Raw genomic sequence first — 18139 nt, 5'->3', positions numbered from 1 at the left:
AATGATCAGACTACTCTTCCTATCAATTCTATCTTGCTGTATCTTTTTTGCTCAAACACCCGCTTTTTCTGCCCAGTCTACAGCAGACATCTCGATATCGAGTGATCAGAAAAAATCAGTTCTGAAAGAACTATTTGGTGAACGATCGAACTCGCTACCCTCAGAAGATGAATATATCATCGGACATGGGGATATCCTTACAGTCAGTATTTTTGAAGAGGGTGACATGTCTGTGTCTGCCCCGTCTGCAGCCGGAGGATTCACCGAAGGTATTGATACTGCAACAGATGTACCCCGATCAGCCGGCTCAGGGACCAGCGTAATGATGGATGGTCGAATCTCTCTAAAACACATAGGTGATGTTGAAGTGGTTGGCCTGACACTCACTGAGCTCGCAAACTACCTCAAGAAGCTGTACGCAACAATATACGAAGATCCTATTGTGACAACCACCTTAGCACGAAGCAATAGCTTACGCTATACAGTGATGGGAGAAGTAAATTCTCCAGGGATTTTTTTCCTCGACTTCCCAATGAACCTTGTTCAAGTAGTTGCTCGTGCAGGCGGCTTCACAGAGTGGGCGGGCAAAAAAATCACCGTGGTTCGTAAAGAGATCAAGGAAGAAAATAAATCACTCTTTAAAAAGAACACCTTGGTTTTTGACTACGATGATTTTATCTCTGGAAAATCCATTGAAAAAAATGTTTTAGTTAAGTCAAATGACATCATCATAGTAGATTAGTAACAACACAGTTTTGCTTAACTTCATACCACTTCACCCTGGGAACAACCATGGCCTATCCAAACAATACTGCAATATTTATCATAATTTTATCGATCCTCTGTTTGACTAGTCCATCATACTCCCGTCAAAATATTATTATTGGCGAGATTTCAACCGGGTATGATTTTGCTGAACGCGACTATGATGATAGCGATAACGAAATCGCAACCGTGGTGACCGCTCCAACAGACCAAAACAACGATTCTAGCCCTGCAGTAGTTGAAAACGTGGTAACAGATGATCTCGGCCCAAATGATACAAATGAAGGAGATGTACGCCGATGGTTTATAACTCCCAGGATTCGAATTTCCAGCCGAGGTATCAGCGACCTACTTGAGTTCACCTATGCTCCGACCTTTCCTTTCTTCGTTAACGATGAATATGAGGAAAATGATAGTATTGGTCATGACCTGAATCTGCTGGCCGAAAAAAGTTTCACCAGAAATTTAAGCTTCTATATGAGCGACAACTATTATTACGGAGATGATACAGTTGAGGATGCAGCTTTAAGTAGTTCGGCAATCATACCTGGCACAGACGAAACCGAAGTAGAACAGACAATCGGCGCCGAGCAGGTAGAGGGAGCAAATCAATCTCCTAGAGAACAGAATGAGCGACGTGAGTACTGGCGTAACGATTTGAATATTGGGACCGACTATATTTATGCACAAGACTCTGTAATTGGTTTGGGCTATACATTTGGCGTGCTCCGCAATATTAGTGATGACGATGACGGCTATCAGGATTATGACCGACATGAAGCAACAGGACAACTGTCATATCGTTTTAACCGTTCCTGGCAAATGGAAACCCAAGTGGGATATGTCAAAGGAATCTATGAACCTACCGAAGTCACATTTATTCAACCAGAAATCATTCAGGTACCGATTGAAAATGAAGTTGAAGAGTCTAATGAAGATGTCGAAGGTGATGAAGAAACGGAAATAGAGTTTGAAGAACAAACGGTCTTTAACCAGAGTGAAGAGGAGTTTAACGACGACCTGGAAGAGTATCAGTTTCTTGTTAGAGCCAACTATGACTGGCGGACACGTGATCGCCTCTTTAGCTTCTACTCCTTTGACGCGACAGATTATGAATCACCCTTAAGAGAAGATGCTGCCATTCACGAGATCACTGTGGGCTGGAGCCATGACTTCAGCAGAGCTCTGCAAATGACACTCTCCGGTGGCCCTAGCTTTGCGACCTACGAAGAACGAGAAACAAATACCGGCTATAATGCATATGCAGGCTTGATTTGGAATTTCCACCAACATGCATCACTGACAGCGAACAGTTCGTACGAATATGATTTCAACAACTTTGACGGAGACAGAACTGGTTTAAGTCAAACATGGCGATCAGAAATTGGCTACTCTTATCAGTTTTCACCGCGACTCTCACTCTTCTTCTCCACAGCCTATGAAAGAAGTGATAACGAAGAGCCTTTAGCAACAACTGTTTTACTTGACCTTGAGGGTGAGGATACAGCGGAAGAGGATATTACAGAATATACTGAGGAGACATACGATGCTGGGCTATCGCTCAGTTACAATTTCCTGCGCTGGTATACTGTGTCAGCATCTTACCGATACGCAGATTATCGGTCAGAAAATGATCTCGACTATGATGAGCATAGAGTATACCTGACCCTCAGTGCTTCAAAAGAGCTATTTCGTTGGTAAATCTCCGTATTGGCTCTTAACTGAACAGGATGCACTAATTCACCCAGAGCTCATACATCACCTTCCCCCTTTGCCAAACAAAACGGTCTTTACGGTATAGAAAATTACCAACAGATCCAAAGCAATCGAATTGTTTTTAATGTAGAAAAGATCATACTCTAATTTCCTGAGCGCATCTTCTTTAGACGCACCATAAGGATAACTCACCTGAGCCCAGCCAGTAACTCCAGGCCTAACCACATGACGAATACCATAATAAGGGATTTCTTCCACCAACTGCTCTACAAACACCTGTCGTTCAGGTCTCGGCCCAACAAGGCTCATCTCACCCTTTAATACATTCCACAGTTGAGGTAACTCATCTATACGGACTTTACGTATAAAAGCACCAAATCTTGTAACCCTGTTATCATTTTTTTGTGCCCATACAGCTCCATCTTTTTCAGCATCCTGACCCCATTGACCGAAATTTTATAACCTTAAAAGGAACATTCCCCTCACCGACCCTTTCTTGAAGATAAAATACAGGTCCCGGGCTTTCGAATTTGATAATAAATGCTGAGACAAGCATTACAGGTGCACTTAAAAAAAGTAATCCTCCACTAAACACTACATCCACTAATCGCTTTACCAAATAACGCCACCGACTAGTGACTGTAAAACCATCTGAAAAAACAATCCAACTGGGATTTACCTTCTCTACCATTATCTTACCGGTTATACGCTCGTAAAAGGTTACACCCTGCTCTACCACCGTGCCAGCTAACTTGCACTTCAACAAAGTGCGGATAGGTGTCCCCCCCCTTTTGTCGTCAGGCGCCACAACAATTCTCTGAATTTCTGTTAAAGGCAAAACGCTCTCAACATCTTCAATATCCTTAAAAACAGGAACATTATAAGGGTTATATATAGGAGAACTATCACCAACAAAAGCTATTATTCGATAGACAGAATTATGCCTACCCTCAATCTCTTTTGCAATTTCACCCGCCAGATCTCCTGTACCAATGAGCACAAGATCCTGCACAAACATCCTTCTGCGTAAAATTCGGTGGTAAAAATACCTGTAAAACAGCAACGAAAAACTAACAAGTACATAGCCCGTCCAAAAAATATAGGTATGTATCAACATTGGTGGTAGAAGATAATACAAGATACCAAGCACAATACAACCAACCCCAAATGCCTGCGTCAACCGAATAGCGATATCAGGCATACTGAGATCCTGCCGCATTTCATACATGTCAAAAAAGTAGAGACACAACTGGAATACAGCAGTTACCAGAATCGCTTGGATGCAATACAGTCCAATCAGAGATAAAAATTGATCTATGCCAACAAACATCAAACAGGAAAACAAAAACGAAGAGAATATCATCGTCCCTTCTCCAAGGAAAAACAAGATGTCTCGTAATGGATAATGTTTGTTAATGAAATATGGCATAATCGGTAAGTGAGTTAGATGATAAGGTTGATGACCGCACGTTTTATGCACAACACAACTCGTTCTCTAATTATCATTTATTTTACAACAAAAACAATAAAGTAAAAGTATCATACTCTTAATCGAATTACCAAGCTATGCTTACATTTTTTCTGCTTGATCAATATTCTATGTAGATTAATGTATATGATAATAAGATGAAAAAATAACATCCTTTTGCTAATTTTTTTATACAACCATAATGGTTTTAGTAATCGCAGCAAAAAGCTGGTGGCTCAAATTCAGATATGCAAAAAATTTTACTTACCTTTGACGTAGAGGACTGGTTTCAAGTCGAAAACTTCAAAGAATATATTCCATTTAGTTCCTGGCCTTCACTTGAACAGAGGGTTAATTCGAATACATTCACATTGCTCGATCTTCTCGATGATGCACCTACAAAAGTGGAAGCCACATTTTTTATATTAGGCTGGGTCGCAGAACGACACCCCGATCTGGTTTCAGAAATCACAAAACGAGGCCATGAGGTTGCATCACACGGGTATAACCATAAACTGTGCTACCAGCAAACTGCTGACGAATTGTATAGTGATTTAGACCGGAGTAAAAAACTTTTGGAGGATATAACAGGACAAGAGGTATTGGGCTACAGAGCTCCGAGTTTTTCAATAACTGATGAAGCTCTCACCATCGTTCAGAAAGTTGGCTATACATATGACTCAAGCTACAACTCTTATGACAAGCATGGCCGATACGGCACTCTGACTTTACCGCATGCAGAAAAGCAGAACCAACCAATACACAAAGTCTCACCATCATTTTACGAAATCCCTGTAAGTAATCTGACTTTAAAGGGTAAGATTATTCCTTGGGGTGGGGGAGGATACTTCAGGTTACTGCCATCCTATCTGCACCGTGCTGGTGTGAGTCATATTTTAAAGGAGAATGGTTGCTATACATTCTACATGCATCCTTGGGAGATCGACCCAGGTCAACCAAGGGTTAAGAGTGCAAAAGCTGCTTTTCGGTTTCGACATTATATAAACTTAAGCAACACAAAGAAAAAATTAACACACTTTATAGCATCACAATCGAAGATTTCTTTTTTAAGCTGCTCTGAATTTATAAAAGCAAATCACAAAGTGTAGAATATATTAGACAGTCAACCATTAATTCGTACCTATAAAAATGACCATTCAGTTAAACCGTTGATACACCAACTACAACGCAACCTCTTTGGGAGTCGTCCTCTTTCAGAGTTACTCCAGCCACCTGGCAACGTTGACTATTCTATTAAATGTTTGCAACTTGATCTATTGATTGCTCAATGAGCCAGCAGTCAGTTCAAAAACGGAAGCCCCTCAGTTAAATTGAAAACGCTGGTAAAAAAAAACTAAATAAAATACGATTATACAAGTTATGTTCATCCACGTTAGATGAACCACTTCTGATTAGAGTTCTACGATTATCAATCACTACGTTTGAAATATATGAATACAAATAAAATAAATAGAGGCAAATTCATTATTTTAATGATTTTGTGGGCAGGGGCTTTTTCTCCAATTGTGCCGAATATGGTTGACACCTGGTTTAACCATAGTGATAATTCCCATGCGCTCTTGGTGCCGCTGGTATCTCTTTATTTCCTCTGGGAAAAAAGAGAACAGATTCGAAGTATTTCAATATCTGATTCTAACGCAGGCCTTTGGCTTCTGGCTATTTGTCTTATTTTTTATGTTGTCAGCTTTATTGGAGGCATCGCCTTCTTCTGCCGTCTGATGATGGTAAGTTCTCTGATTGCTATCGTATGGAGTAGCCTGGGACCTCAAATGTTGCGTCTTTTGGCCTTTCCCCTGGGGTTCCTGTTTTTCATGATCCCAATACCCGACACATTACTCAATCTGGTATCATTTCCGCTCCAACTGCTGGCCACCAAGATATCTGCCAATCTAATCGGTTACTGCACTATTCCAGTATATCGCGAAGGCAACATGTTGTTTTTTATAAATACACAACTTGAAGTCGCCGAGGCATGCAGCGGCATCAGATCAATTATGTCTTTAACCATGCTCAGCGCAATTTTTGCACATATTACACCAGGTGCTACCTGGCGGCGTGTTGTTATTGTTCTCGCAGCGATCCCTATAGCGTTCATTGCAAACATTCTGCGCATAACTGGCACCGGAATTCTGGCTCATTTTTATGGCGATAAAGTAGCCCGTGGCTTTCTTCATGATTTTTCCGGTTTTGCAGTTTTTATCTTTGGCCTTATTATGCTTTTCGCTCTTTATGCACAGTTGAAACGAATAGGGAAATAACAAAAAGCCAACTCCAGGTTGCTGGATTTCACAATCATATTAGATTATTACACATATATCAGTTACATAGAGATACACTCGTGACCAATAATAAAAATTTCATAATTCTAGCCACTCTCCTGTTTCTTTGTGCAGCCCTTGTACTCACAATTACTCGCCGGGGAGAGCCAATTGTACTCAAGACCAACTTGGAAAATCTTCCCATGCAAATCGCGGGATACCAGGGAGAGCAGGACAGTTTCTCAGAGTCAGTCTACGATACGCTTGACGCTGACCTGCACATTTATCGTCATTATACAATTGGCGATGAAACGCCGTTAAGCCTGTACATTGGATATTATGGCACCATAAAAGGTGGACGCACTGGACACAATCCCTATGCATGCCTCCCCGGCGCAGGTTGGGGTATTTTAGATACAGGAACAGTACGGGTTTTTCCCAGTTACAAACCAGCTGGTGTCGATGTCAATTTTGTTGTCGCCGGAAAAGGTGAGACAAACAACATTATGCTCCATTGGTACCAATCAGCTGGCACCAAAATACTCGCTACCGGCCTGGAGCAAAATTTTCAGCGCTTTATAGGGAGAGTTGTACACAACCGAAATGACGGAGCATATATACAGGTAAATTCTCTTGCAAATAAAAAAGAAATTCCTTCTACAAAGGACAAGCTGGCTAATTTTGTTCAAGAGGTAATGGAATTACTCCCCCAACATTGGCCAGAGGAAGGGTAAACTATTATAGATCTAATAATTATTCGGCATGTTGCAATACGGCTATAACTTTTTACTCAAATTGCCAAAATGATACAATTTACAAGAAGACAACTTATTATCCTCTTTGCTGTATTCTGGTCACTCCTGAAACTTCCATTTTCAGCGAACATCTCTAGTGCAGACAAGACTGTAGTTACAAAGAATACGAATAAAGGGCTACAAAAACTAGGCTCGGCCGAGAAACCTACAGTAGTAAGAGTTTGGGATAAAAAACTGATTAATGGCCAATCAACCGAGGGGAACTACTTTAAAATAATCGATAATGAAAAGGTCGAACACTGTATGGAACGAGCAGTCTGCTTACTCACAGGCAGCGACAATATATACGAAGCCTGGAACAATCTACTCAGCAGCTACAGAATCGGACAAAAAATAGTTCTTCGTACTAATTTCAATCCTGCTGACAAAAGCGAAGAGACTTTTTTCAATGACATTATCGTCTCCCCCCAAATAATAAACAGTGTAATTAACAGCTTGCATAGCTATGTAAAAGTACCATACAATGATATTATCATCTATGAGCTGACTCGCCCCATCCCAGAAAATTTAATACGAAAATATATAGAATTTCCTGTAATTTATGTAGAAAAACCAAGTTCATCATTTGTCGACAAGGTAAAAAATAAACTGAGAATCGGTCTTGCTGCACCGGACTTTAATTACCCCATTGAGATGAGAGAAAACGTTGTCGACGACAATGGAAACCAGTTGACCTGCTATTTACCAAAGGTATTAACCCAGGCGGATCATCTTATTAACTTATCTGTATTTAAATACCATCAATTTGGTTTATTGTCTGGTCTGCTGAAGAATCATTATGGCACCGTTCGTTTCAGCAACCTGTCTCATTACCCCGTAATGATGCATGACAATAAAGTTTTCAAATGCACAGTAGATCTCAATAGACATCCTCTCATACAGAAAATAACGAGATTACATATCGTAGACTCAATCTTTGGTGCATACGATTATCAACCAGGAATGAAGGTTAAAAAAGAGTGGAAGACATTTGACTCTTCAAAGTTTCCCCAATCAATTTACATGGGTCAGGATCCGGTAGCGACCGAATCAGTTTTATATTCTTACCTGCTAAACGAAAGAGATCGTCATGATTTGCCTACAAAAGATCCCGATTACCTCCAAGATGCAGAGGATTACAACCTGGGAGTTTTTGAAATCAGGAGGGATTTTGATTTCGAAAAAATTCGTTATTTTCAGATTGATAACTCAGTTACTTCGTAGTGATTTAAGAATTTAACTAAAAATAAAATCCAAAAAGTATGCCCTATTCAATTGAAAAAGCAGACCTCCGAGTCCACAAAAATGTTCTTCTTGAATTGTGGCAACAAAACTACGAAGAAGTAACAGAAGGCAGATTCAGTGTTTTTTATGAGAACAACCCATGCGCTGAACCAACAGTTTTTCTTCTCAAACATAACAAAACTGACTCATTTGTCGGAGCTCTTTCACTTTTCCCGAGGAATTTCTATCTGCAAGGAGATAAAATAAGAGGGTATATTTGCGGCGATTTAGTGGTTAACAAACAGCATCGCTTACTTGGACCTGCGCTGTCTTTATTCCGCTCAGCCATCCAGAAATGCCACGACGAATGTCCCTGCATACTTATCAGCGTTCCGAATAAGAATTCAGCTCCCGTAGCCAAGCGGGTGGGATTTGTGCATATTTCTCCATACTATAGAATGACAAAAGTGATGAGTAGTCAGCAATATTTACAACGACAAATAAAAAACAAAAAAATGAGCAATTTTCTGGCCAACCCGATGGATTGGCTTCTATGGTTACGTCATAAAAAATCATCCATAACATTGAAGAGTGAATACAAAGTCAAAGTCACAGACGCTCTCGACTCTCAGTTCAATACCCTTGGTCATAAAATCCAAAACAATTTTTCTTTTCTCGGTGAAAGAACCTCTTCTTTTTTAAACTGGCGCCATAAATACCCAATTAACCAGAAAAACTTATTTTTTCTTGTACATAAAAAAGATGATTTAGTTGGATATGTCAGCTATCACCTCAGCAACAAGAAATGCCAGGTTAAAGATATAGCATATGACAGCGAAACAGCTAACCTGCAAAAAATATTATCTCTTTTTACGGAATACCACTATAATGAAAAAACAAGTTCAATAGCAATAGCAATGTCAGGGCATGATCAGGTTATCAAAGAACTAAAGAGTAATGGTTTTATTTTAAGAGAGACCGATATGAACTATGTCGCCTATTCTAGTTTACCTGATACTCATTTAGCAGATAATCTTAAAAAACAAAGTTGGTATCTAACGTTGATCGACAATGACACGTAATTATTGCATACTGATACTGAGTTTTGATTTACCTCCGCAATCTGTAACCTTTTGAGACAGGTATACAGGCTTATGGCTTTCAAAAGCTAAACCACTTCTGATTCATTCTTACCAAGGAATTTCATGTATTTCATTGTAACAATCGATACAGAAGAAGATAACTGGTCTAAATACTCAGTTAATGAGAACCCAGTAAGTAACATAGAAAAAGTAATCTCCTTACAAAAACTTTTTGATAAATATCAGATTCGACCGACCTATCTTATCACCTATCCAGTTGCAACCAACACAAGGTCGGTGGAGATTCTAAAAACAATTCAAGATGCAGGCAAATGTGAAATTGGAATGCATTGCCACCCGTGGAATACTCCTCCCTTCGATAAGGAAAGAATAATTCAAAAGGAAGCTACGATGCTGTGCAATTTGCCAGAAAAATTGGTTTTGGAAAAAATGAAGATACTTCATAATACTATATCCAAAAATTTTAGCGCCGCTCCCACCTCTTTTCGGGCTGGCCGTTGGGGCTTTGGCCCTGCAGTGGCCAAAGCACTCGTTCAGCTCAATTTCCATGTCGATAGTTCAGTTTTACCTTATGTAAATTGGAAAAATTCTCACGGTCCGGACTATTCGGACTATAGCCCTTCAATATTTAATTTCGGTTCGGAGGGTTTTGTTAAACAAAGAAGTGGTCCCTTGCTAGAAGTCCCTGCAACGGTGGGCTTTCTCCAAAAGAACTTTAGTCTATGCCAAAAATTGACAAAATCTTTAGATAACTCTTTAGCAAAAATAACAAAGACTAATAGTATATTAGAAAAGTTACAATTGCTAAATAAAGTTTGGCTATCTCCTGAAAAAGATGACCCAAAAGAGATTGTCAAACTTGCAAGGAGAATGGCTAAAAGTAAATACCAATGCATAAACCTCTTTTTCCATTCAACAAGCCTTAAAGCAGGTTTGAGCCCATTTGTAAAAAAATTTGAAGACGAAATTACACTCATGAAAAATATTGAATCATTTTTGAGCACAGCACAGCAAGAATCATGGGAATCAGTAACTTTGACTGAATTTTCAAAAATTGCAAAAAAAAACCGAAAGGAAAATCGTTGAAGAAATACATCCCTAATAAATATAAAAGAATATTTAATAGAATTGCTAAGAATATAAGGTCATCATTATTGTATACTTTATGTCATCCTCGAAAAAAAATTAGATTAAGCAATGCCTATCATATAATCTTCGTTTGTAAAGGCAACATCTGCAGAAGTGCTTTTGCTCAATACTATATGGAGACTTTAAATTTGCCCAAGATCACTAAAATAGAATCCTGCGGTCTTGATGTCACTCAACCAATGGCCTCTCCTCAGAGTGCTATAGAGATAGCTAGAGAATTTGGAGTCGACCTCACTGTAAATAGATCAAAAAATATATCTGAAATCGATACCGATGGTGCAGACATCATTATAGTCACAGAATATACTCATTACCAGCAACTCAGCAGAAGTCATCCTGACAAAATTCAACATATATATTTACTGCGAAGTTTTTTTCCCTGGCCGGCTTCACTGGTTAGCGATATCCACGATCCTTTTGGTTGTAACGACAAAGATTTTCGTCGTTGCTTCCGAACAATGAAAGATGCTTTAGATGCAATGGCTGAAACCCTGAGGTAAATTGTTGATCGATCTAATGAGTAGGCACGTCAACAAACTAATAAAATATATTAACCTTGGCCCAAAAAAAGCTTTAAAATTCTGAAATGGCTCCATAAAAAATGTAAGACATAAGTTGCTTATAGAAAAACGATTGTGCGACAAGAAATAAGCAACCAAAATGTTCTCAAGAGGTGTTTGTGGTTTGAAATACTACTGACCACTTGTTTTAAGCTTTTAGCTTGTTAATAGATTTGAAAGTTGAAATTCTGTGGAGAAAATGCCAAAAAATAGATATTTAAGTGCATAACGATTTTTCAATTTAGACACGTTTATGCCCACCAAAAAAAATATTTTCCTGTTTTGGTGACCCTAGGGTTCATAGTGTGCAGTTGGCAAGAGCCTCGCTAAAAAACAGCGATGAGCCTAAGGTCTTTCACCTTCTTTACATATTCAACAGAATTGAAGCCAGATAAACACCTAAATTATGCCTGAAAACTGGCATTCGCGCTCCTTTTTCGTCAGAAAGCAAAGGATATTAAAGGAAAAGTATAATTGCTTGAATGTGATTCATCCCTAAAAAAACTGAGATACTATGGCTCAATTGTCGCAACATCTTACGAACAATAAAGATACGCGGATAGATAAACTTTATCGCCTAAATCCAAGTGCAATATGGCATTCTTTCTGGGAAGATAAATTTGCTTTCTGGATGTGTTGCGCTTACTTGTTTTTTGAGTATATCCGTCCTCAGGCCATCTGGCCAGTTTTTGCCGTATATCCTTACTGGGCAAGAACTTTTATTTTGTTAGCTTTCATTGGCTGGTTTATAGATGCAGAGCGACAATTTGTGTGGACCAAATTCACAACAGGTGTTTTCGCCTATCTCCTATTGATAATACTTTCTTCTTACAATGCATACTGGCCTGAAATATCCCATGAAAAGTTTATGGATTTTTTTAATTGGGTTGTTGTTTTTTTTGTGTTGTCACAAACTGTGACAACACGCAAGCGTTTCTATATTCTCTTATTAATTTTCATGTTGGCTAGTTTTAAGTTGTCACTTTTTGGTGCAAAAGTATTTGCTATGCGTGGTTTCGCATTTACTCGATGGGGTATAGCTGGGCCGGAGGGGTATTTTCAAAATCCTGGTGAATATGCAATTCAGATGCTTATGTTTGCTCCACTAGCACTTTTTTTTATTCAGGGTATTAGAAAATATCTGAAGCGATGGCAAGCAAATGTTCTTTATCTTATGCCGATTACCGCTGCATTGACAATTATCGGTACCAACACACGAGGTGGTCAACTTGCATTGGCAGTACAAATTTTAACCTTGATCATGACCACAAAAAAATGGTTCAAGATGTTAATTATTATTGCTTGTATTAGCGTTATTGGCTTCCAATTGCTGCCAGACAAGCAGAAGGCGCGTTTTGAATCTTCAGGAAAAGATGGCACTTCAGTACAGAGACTTCTTTATTGGAAACACGGATGGCAGATGATAAAAGAACATCCTCTACTTGGTGTCGGGTATATGAATTTTCCTGCTTACTACACAAAACATCACTCTGATGATCTCGTCTTAGAAATGTTGCGCGATAGAGGCGCGGAGCTTCCTCACAATATCTTCATACAGGTGGGTACAGATACTGGATTCTCTGGTTTGTTTGTAATTATTCTTTTAATGTTTTTTAGTGTTTTAAGTATGAAAAAAATATCTACTGATTGTAAAATGTCTGGTGATCAATTTTTAACTAGCATATCGAAAGGCATGATCCTTTCTTTTATTGGATTTGTTGTTGCTGGTCAGTTTGTTACTGTTATGTACTATCCTTTCTTTTGGGTATATCTCGTATTTGTTAGTGCAATAGTAACTTTAAGAAATAAAGAAGCAGCGAGAGGTGCTTCTTCGATAGGTGTGTCCCCTTAAGAGGCGCGGTTTCTGGATTTAGGACCGGTACTTATTTCCGCAATACCCATCGTAAAAAGATGAACGAGTTGGATGTAATACTTTGAACATTTGAGTTTTTGAGTTGTGGAGGTTTTATGAGAAGTGACTCGATTTTGTTGATGTTTCACTGTTCCCAAAATACAGGTTATGCTATTGAAAAACTAGAAAAAATATTTTTCAAATCAGCACAGGTCGCTGGGTTCAATGTCAATAATATTATTTGGAGCTTTAGTGAGCTTGTTACACCACAAACTAACACGTATTGTTTGAATTATCAAAACGAAGAATCTGCCATTGCAGTAAAAGAAATCATTGATCAGCACCAAGTATCAACTATATTAGCATTTGATCTACCTTATCCAACCTCAATTGCAAAAGCAGCCAAAGAAGCCAATGTTAAGAGAATAATTTCATACTCGGGGGCGAGTATGAGTGGCCTTAATAAAGGCTTGAGTCTTTTAGCAAAAAAAATTGAATGGTTTTTTAGAAGGCAGTCTAGGCCTAACTTCTTTATTTTTGAATCGAAAGCCATGCAACATACTGCAACTCATGGTCGAGGGGTGCCTGAAAAGCTTACAACTGTGATACCTTTAGGTGTCGATACCGATTGCTTCTTTCCATCAGAAGACAAATCATATATCAAAAATGCACTGAAAATCCCTTTGGAGAGGCACGTTGTTTTTTACTCAGGCCACATGGAAGAACGAAAAGGTGTGCGTGTCATAGTAAGAGCTGCCAAACATCTAGCCGCTACTAATAAAATTCAAAATATACATTTTGTACTATGTGGTAACGTTGGCAGTGAGGCTGATACTTATATCGCCGAACTTAATAATAGCTATGCAAAATCCCACGTCACTTTTGCAGGGTACAGGTCTGATATACCCAAACTTATGCAGTCTAGTGATCTAGGGGCAATCGTTTCTACTGGGTGGGACTCGTTTACACGCTCCGCTGTTGAACTATTATCATCTGGGGTACCACTTATTGTTTCTAACCTTGGTGGTTTAATAGAGACAACAAAGCATAATGAAACAGGTTACGTAATTAACCCAAGTGATCCCATAGCGTTAGCTGATAAAATTTACAAACTCATTAATGACCAGGGTAAGTTGAAACTATTCGGCAAAAACGCTCGGTTAAGAGCAAAAGAAAAATTTTCTGAAAAAACACAGATTGATCGTATAGCTAGTATACTTATAAATAGGTGAATTGACACGTGAAGCGATACCAATTATTACTGCAATTAATCAGCAGAAAACACAGATACCAAATGTATGTTTTGCAGTTGTTCTTTTTAATAACTGCAATTTTTCAGGTCGGTGGTATTGCTTCACTTGCTCCTTTTATTGCAGTTGTCAGCAATCCAGAGCTGATTGAAACAAATTCCATACTTAGCGCCTTAAATTCTTATCTAGGCCACCTGAGTTTAGGTCAATTTTTAATTCGCTACGCACTATTAGTAGCAGGCTTTATTCTACTGGCAAATACAGTTTCAATAATGGCACTTTGGCTCTTGTTTAAATTTTCAATTGCTGTGGGTTCAGAGCTACAAAATAGATTATATAGAAAATACATGGAGAACCAGTATGTATTTTTTTCGATGAACAACTCTTCTACTCTGATTTCCAACATTACACAACAGGTTCCTAGATTCATATATATGGTAATACAGCCATTTCTTCACCTGATTTCTCAATTATTTATAGTAGTTATTATCATCGTAGGCCTCGTATATCTAGATCCACCATTAGCTTTCATTTCTATATTTCTTATTGGCGGTATTTACTCAACCATTTACTTCACAATTCGAAAACGTATGGTTATATCTGGTGACGTCGTTACAAATGTAAATAAGAAAAAATTACTATTACTAAACGAAAGCATTGTTGGGATAAAAGAAGTTAAGCTATCGGGGGTTGAAGACTGGTACATCAATGAGCTTAAAGAAACTACTGAAAAAGGGTTAAACGCAAGTGCCTTTATGTCTTTGGGTGGTGACTTGCCAAAATTCATAGTAGAATCAGTGGTTTTTATAGCGATTTTAGCGTTGGCTGTTTATTTGATTGTTACACACGGAACAGATGGTAAAGCAATGTCCATGCTCAGCTTTTATGCGATGGCAGGTTATAAACTTTTACCTTCTGCACAAGTCATTTACAAATCGATTTCGTCTATTAAGTCAAATGCTCGAGTAATGGATATTATTAAAGATGAACTTGATATGGCTCAAAAAAATATAGTAGAAGTTCCTGTCTCTAGCGCTCACAGCAGTACACAAACGCCCAACTGCGTAGATATAGCATTAAAAAATGTTTCCTTTACTTACCCAAATTCACCGAAGCCTGCAATCAATTCTCTTAGTTTAGAAATTCAACAAAACTGTATTACCTCATTTGTTGGTAGTTCTGGGTCCGGGAAAAGTACTGCTATTGACCTTATTTTAGGTTTACTCACACCTTGTACCGGGCAATTGGTAGTCGGAGGTGTAGAGGTTGACTCGAATTTTCTGCCAATATGGCAGCAGAAAATTGGCTTTGTACCTCAGTTAATTTTTTTGTTAGATGACACCATTATGAAAAATATCGCATTTGGTGTACCAGATGAAGTTATTGATAAGGATCGTGTTATTACAGCTGCCAAACGAGCAAACATTCATCATTTCATTCAAGAACTACCTAAGGGTTATTATAATATTGTTGGAGAGAGAGGAAGTCAGTTAAGCGGTGGGCAGAGACAACGTATTGGCATTGCCAGAGCACTCTATAGGAACCCTAGTGTTCTAATTTTAGATGAGGCTACCAGTGCCTTAGACTCAGTCACAGAGGAACAAATACTTACAGAGATAGAAGGATTGTCTGCGTCAACTACGGTGATTATGGTTGCACACCGCCTATCAACGGTTATTAATTCCGATACTATTGTTGTTTTTGACAAAGGTGCTGTTGTAGGTAAGGGGGAGTACGATGTTTTAGCCGAAAATAATGTAATATTTAAGGCCCTTTTGGAGGCTAATGTTAAGAGAAAGAACTCGTTGAACATTTCCGGTAAGTAAATTGCCTTTTAAAGGGTCACAATGTGTGTCACCAGCTAGTCAATAACTTTGCAATAATTAGGTTCAAAATTTTTATAAATACAGGTTACCGGAAACATGATGAAAAGTTTTTTAAAGAAGGGGTTTAGGAAAGTTGGGATAGAAATTCGCCGTGTGGAGGAGCGCCGGAGTATTCCTCCGGTTTTAGATGATCCGTTTGAAGCACTGCATCACAATGTTGGCTTGAAAAAAGCTGCGTTTCATTGCCCTATGGCAAAATGCGTTTCACCTCATGGGTTTAGTTTTTCTAAAGATGGGTGGCACCCATTGTCAGCAACACTAGCTGAGTTCCACAATGGGATTTGTACTAAGTACAATGAATCCGTTGTTAAGAGTTTTTTTGAAAAATGGCAACCAAGAAATTTAAGTGAAGCAATTGTTTGTTTAGATCAACCAATACTCAGTTTTGAAAAACTCCCTAGTTATCTGCTTTTATTGGCGCCATGGATTGCACAGACTCCTGAAGAACTCTTGATAGATATTAAGAGTTGGTGCAGAAAAGACTATATTGAGCATGATCAACCCGATTTTAATTTTGACACACATGGCTTCCAATTCCACGGGCCTGCACATAAATCACTTGTCCATCTTGAGTTTCATAGACTTCACTCGATATATCAATCTATTATGGCAAATGGTTATGTTCGAGACAATGGTGATATAACTGTATGGCTACTAAAACGTGGATCAGAAATCAAGTATTATAGGTTTGGGCCTGGTAGCCATAGGATTGCTGCACTTATGGCCCTTGGTTATGAAGATTTTCCTGCAGTTTTTTTTAAAGATGCAGTTATAGATATTGAGGATGTTGATTACTGGCCGCAGGTGCGCAGAGGATTTTGGAGTAAAAAGAATGCCCAAATGTATTTTGATGGGTTGTTCGATTTTGACTCTTTATCTTGGGCCAAAAAAATGGGCCTATCGCGAACATAACAAATTCTTGCAAATGCAACAGGACAACATTTGGGTAAAAAAATGTTTTTATAGGACAACATGCTAAACGCTTGCAGGTGAGTCTCTTTCTGAAGGGACCAGAGTGAATAAGAGCAGCGACATAACCACTTTATAATGTTCTGAGTTCAGTAGGAGTTCCATCCTTTTGTTTGGTTAATAGAATGAAAATTAAGAAATCAATATCTGCTTGCTTGAGGGCTTTAGGGGGGTTAAACCTGATACAGACTAGTATCAATAACAATTCGTGTGTCCTCATGTACCACCGCGTTTTTAATGAAGAATATTTGAATTCTTTTTATGTACAGCCAGGTATGTATGTTTTTCAAGAAACCTTCAGAAGACATATTGAATATCTGAAAAAACATTATGATATCATCACATTTACTGATCTTATTGAGAGGTATCAAAATAAAAAGGACATTAATAATACTTGTGTGATTACTTTCGATGACGGCTGGCATGATAATTACACTCATGCTTATCCCATACTTTGCGAATACAAGGTTCCCGCTACTATATTCTTAGCAACCAACTTAATTGGATCCAACCGACTTTTTTGGCCAGAAGAATTTACACTATATCTTAATCAAACAGACATTGTAACAGCGCAAGAAAGAGTTCCGTTATTAGATAGATTATTAAAATCTTTATTACCCAATAACCCATGCGGCTCTGACTACAATGATGCCGTTATAGCTGAGCTGAAAAACTGGCCACAGATTGATCGGATGGAATTGCTTTCACATCTACGGACCCACTGCAATGAGATTGTAATAGAGCGCCAATTGATGAATTGGCAAGAGGTTAAGGAGATGCAAGAAAGTGGTTTGATTACTTTTGGTGCACACACGGCCAATCATGTTATGCTGGATCAGGTTTCCTTAAGTGAAGCTGAAAGAGAGATAGTACAAAGTTTTCAAAGTTTAAAAGCAAACCTTGGCTTTACGCCAGATGTTTTTGCTTACCCAAATGGAAACTATAATCTTGAGATAAAATCCTTAGTCCGCAAGCATGGTTTTAAGGTTGCTACAACAACTAAAAGGGGTAGACTTTGTGCGTATAACGATCTTTTTGAAATACCAAGAATTGGTATGCATCAGGACGTTAGTAGCACTATATCTCTGTTGCAGGCCAGAATACTATTAAGGTGGTTTTGAAAT

At 38.6% G+C, this 18139-nt stretch carries 15 protein-coding genes and 1 pseudogene; 14 read left to right on the top strand and 2 right to left on the bottom strand.

The features are described from left to right. The first annotated feature begins 1 nt into the window (after position 1). Both ACX6CI_RS23455 and ACX6CI_RS23450 read left to right on the top strand, forming a co-directional pair. On the top strand, positions 2-742 hold the full coding sequence (locus ACX6CI_RS23455; RefSeq protein WP_458776071.1) for a polysaccharide biosynthesis/export family protein: 741 nt from the start codon (positions 2-4) through the stop codon (positions 740-742). A 50-nt stretch (positions 743-792) separates the two neighbouring features. Beyond that, the gene (locus ACX6CI_RS23450) at positions 793-2466 is read left to right on the top strand and encodes a hypothetical protein (RefSeq protein WP_458776070.1); all 1674 of its coding nucleotides are present in this window, start codon (positions 793-795) and stop codon (positions 2464-2466) included. Positions 2467-2523: 57 nt separating this feature from the next. Here ACX6CI_RS23450 and ACX6CI_RS23445 read toward each other — a convergent pair. Further along, positions 2524-2859: pseudogene (locus ACX6CI_RS23445) on the bottom strand (sugar transferase); the annotation flags it as partial. A gap of 49 nt (positions 2860-2908) precedes the next feature. Further along, positions 2909-3709, bottom strand: coding sequence for a sugar transferase (locus tag ACX6CI_RS23440; RefSeq protein ID WP_458778511.1), 801 nt, complete (start codon positions 3707-3709; stop codon positions 2909-2911). A 488-nt stretch (positions 3710-4197) separates the two neighbouring features. Here ACX6CI_RS23440 and ACX6CI_RS23435 point away from each other — a divergent pair, with 488 nt between their 5' ends. From ACX6CI_RS23435 to ACX6CI_RS23380, 12 genes are all read left to right on the top strand, one after another. Then, the gene (locus tag ACX6CI_RS23435) at positions 4198-5058 is read left to right on the top strand and encodes an XrtA system polysaccharide deacetylase (protein WP_458776069.1); all 861 of its coding nucleotides are present in this window, start codon (positions 4198-4200) and stop codon (positions 5056-5058) included. A 342-nt stretch (positions 5059-5400) separates the two neighbouring features. Beyond that, positions 5401-6228 carry an exosortase A gene (gene xrtA / locus ACX6CI_RS23430; protein WP_458776068.1) on the top strand — a complete coding sequence of 276 codons (828 nt, stop codon included), beginning with the start codon at positions 5401-5403 and terminating at the stop codon, positions 6226-6228. Positions 6229-6308: 80 nt separating this feature from the next. Further along, positions 6309-6962, top strand: a complete 654-nt coding sequence (locus ACX6CI_RS23425; RefSeq protein WP_458776067.1) for an exosortase C-terminal domain/associated protein EpsI — start codon at positions 6309-6311, stop codon at positions 6960-6962. A 69-nt stretch (positions 6963-7031) separates the two neighbouring features. Then, the gene (locus tag ACX6CI_RS23420) at positions 7032-8246 is read left to right on the top strand and encodes a DUF362 domain-containing protein (protein WP_458776066.1); all 1215 of its coding nucleotides are present in this window, start codon (positions 7032-7034) and stop codon (positions 8244-8246) included. Positions 8247-8284: 38 nt separating this feature from the next. Beyond that, positions 8285-9328 (top strand): GNAT family N-acetyltransferase, encoded by a 1044-nt coding sequence (locus ACX6CI_RS23415; protein WP_458776065.1) that lies wholly within the window; start codon positions 8285-8287, stop codon positions 9326-9328. A 123-nt stretch (positions 9329-9451) separates the two neighbouring features. Then, a complete protein-coding gene (locus ACX6CI_RS23410) occupies positions 9452-10435 on the top strand; it encodes a polysaccharide deacetylase family protein (protein WP_458776064.1) in 984 nt (327 codons plus the stop codon). Next, positions 10432-10998, top strand: a complete 567-nt coding sequence (locus ACX6CI_RS23405) for an arsenate reductase/protein-tyrosine-phosphatase family protein (RefSeq protein ID WP_458776063.1) — start codon at positions 10432-10434, stop codon at positions 10996-10998. The genes ACX6CI_RS23410 and ACX6CI_RS23405 overlap by 4 nt, the downstream gene beginning before the upstream one ends. A gap of 574 nt (positions 10999-11572) precedes the next feature. Beyond that, positions 11573-12910 (top strand): O-antigen ligase family protein, encoded by a 1338-nt coding sequence (locus tag ACX6CI_RS23400; protein WP_458776062.1) that lies wholly within the window; start codon positions 11573-11575, stop codon positions 12908-12910. 116 nt (positions 12911-13026) lie between these two features. Next, complete coding sequence (locus ACX6CI_RS23395) at positions 13027-14142, top strand: glycosyltransferase family 4 protein (RefSeq protein WP_458776061.1); 1116 nt, start codon at positions 13027-13029, stop codon at positions 14140-14142. 8 nt (positions 14143-14150) lie between these two features. Continuing rightward, positions 14151-15986, top strand: a complete 1836-nt coding sequence (locus tag ACX6CI_RS23390) for an ABC transporter ATP-binding protein (protein ID WP_458776060.1) — start codon at positions 14151-14153, stop codon at positions 15984-15986. A 96-nt stretch (positions 15987-16082) separates the two neighbouring features. Beyond that, positions 16083-16958: a hypothetical protein gene (locus ACX6CI_RS23385; RefSeq protein ID WP_458776059.1), complete on the top strand. Its 876-nt coding sequence runs from the start codon at positions 16083-16085 to the stop codon at positions 16956-16958. 182 nt (positions 16959-17140) lie between these two features. After that, a complete protein-coding gene (locus ACX6CI_RS23380; RefSeq protein ID WP_458776058.1) occupies positions 17141-18136 on the top strand; it encodes a polysaccharide deacetylase family protein in 996 nt (331 codons plus the stop codon). Positions 18137-18139: the final 3 nt, after the last annotated feature.

This window comes from Desulforhopalus glucosivorans (assembly GCF_054397165.1).
This window is presented reverse-complemented; position numbering and strand designations above follow the sequence as displayed.

Excerpts from the sequence above, each read along its gene's own strand:
- ACX6CI_RS23455 (WP_458776071.1), top strand. The coding sequence starts at position 2 with ATGATCAGACTACTCTTCCTATCAATTCTATCTTGCTGTATCTTTTTT.
- ACX6CI_RS23450 (WP_458776070.1), top strand. The coding sequence starts at position 793 with ATGGCCTATCCAAACAATACTGCAATATTTATCATAATTTTATCGATC.
- ACX6CI_RS23440 (WP_458778511.1), bottom strand. The coding sequence starts at position 3,709 with ATGTATGAAATGCGGCAGGATCTCAGTATGCCTGATATCGCTATTCGG.
- ACX6CI_RS23435 (WP_458776069.1), top strand. The coding sequence starts at position 4,198 with ATGCAAAAAATTTTACTTACCTTTGACGTAGAGGACTGGTTTCAAGTC.
- xrtA (WP_458776068.1), top strand. The coding sequence starts at position 5,401 with ATGAATACAAATAAAATAAATAGAGGCAAATTCATTATTTTAATGATT.
- ACX6CI_RS23420 (WP_458776066.1), top strand. The coding sequence starts at position 7,032 with ATGATACAATTTACAAGAAGACAACTTATTATCCTCTTTGCTGTATTC.
- ACX6CI_RS23415 (WP_458776065.1), top strand. The coding sequence starts at position 8,285 with ATGCCCTATTCAATTGAAAAAGCAGACCTCCGAGTCCACAAAAATGTT.
- ACX6CI_RS23410 (WP_458776064.1), top strand. The coding sequence starts at position 9,452 with ATGTATTTCATTGTAACAATCGATACAGAAGAAGATAACTGGTCTAAA.
- ACX6CI_RS23400 (WP_458776062.1), top strand. The coding sequence starts at position 11,573 with ATGGCTCAATTGTCGCAACATCTTACGAACAATAAAGATACGCGGATA.
- ACX6CI_RS23395 (WP_458776061.1), top strand. The coding sequence starts at position 13,027 with ATGAGAAGTGACTCGATTTTGTTGATGTTTCACTGTTCCCAAAATACA.
- ACX6CI_RS23385 (WP_458776059.1), top strand. The coding sequence starts at position 16,083 with ATGATGAAAAGTTTTTTAAAGAAGGGGTTTAGGAAAGTTGGGATAGAA.
- ACX6CI_RS23380 (WP_458776058.1), top strand. The coding sequence starts at position 17,141 with ATGAAAATTAAGAAATCAATATCTGCTTGCTTGAGGGCTTTAGGGGGG.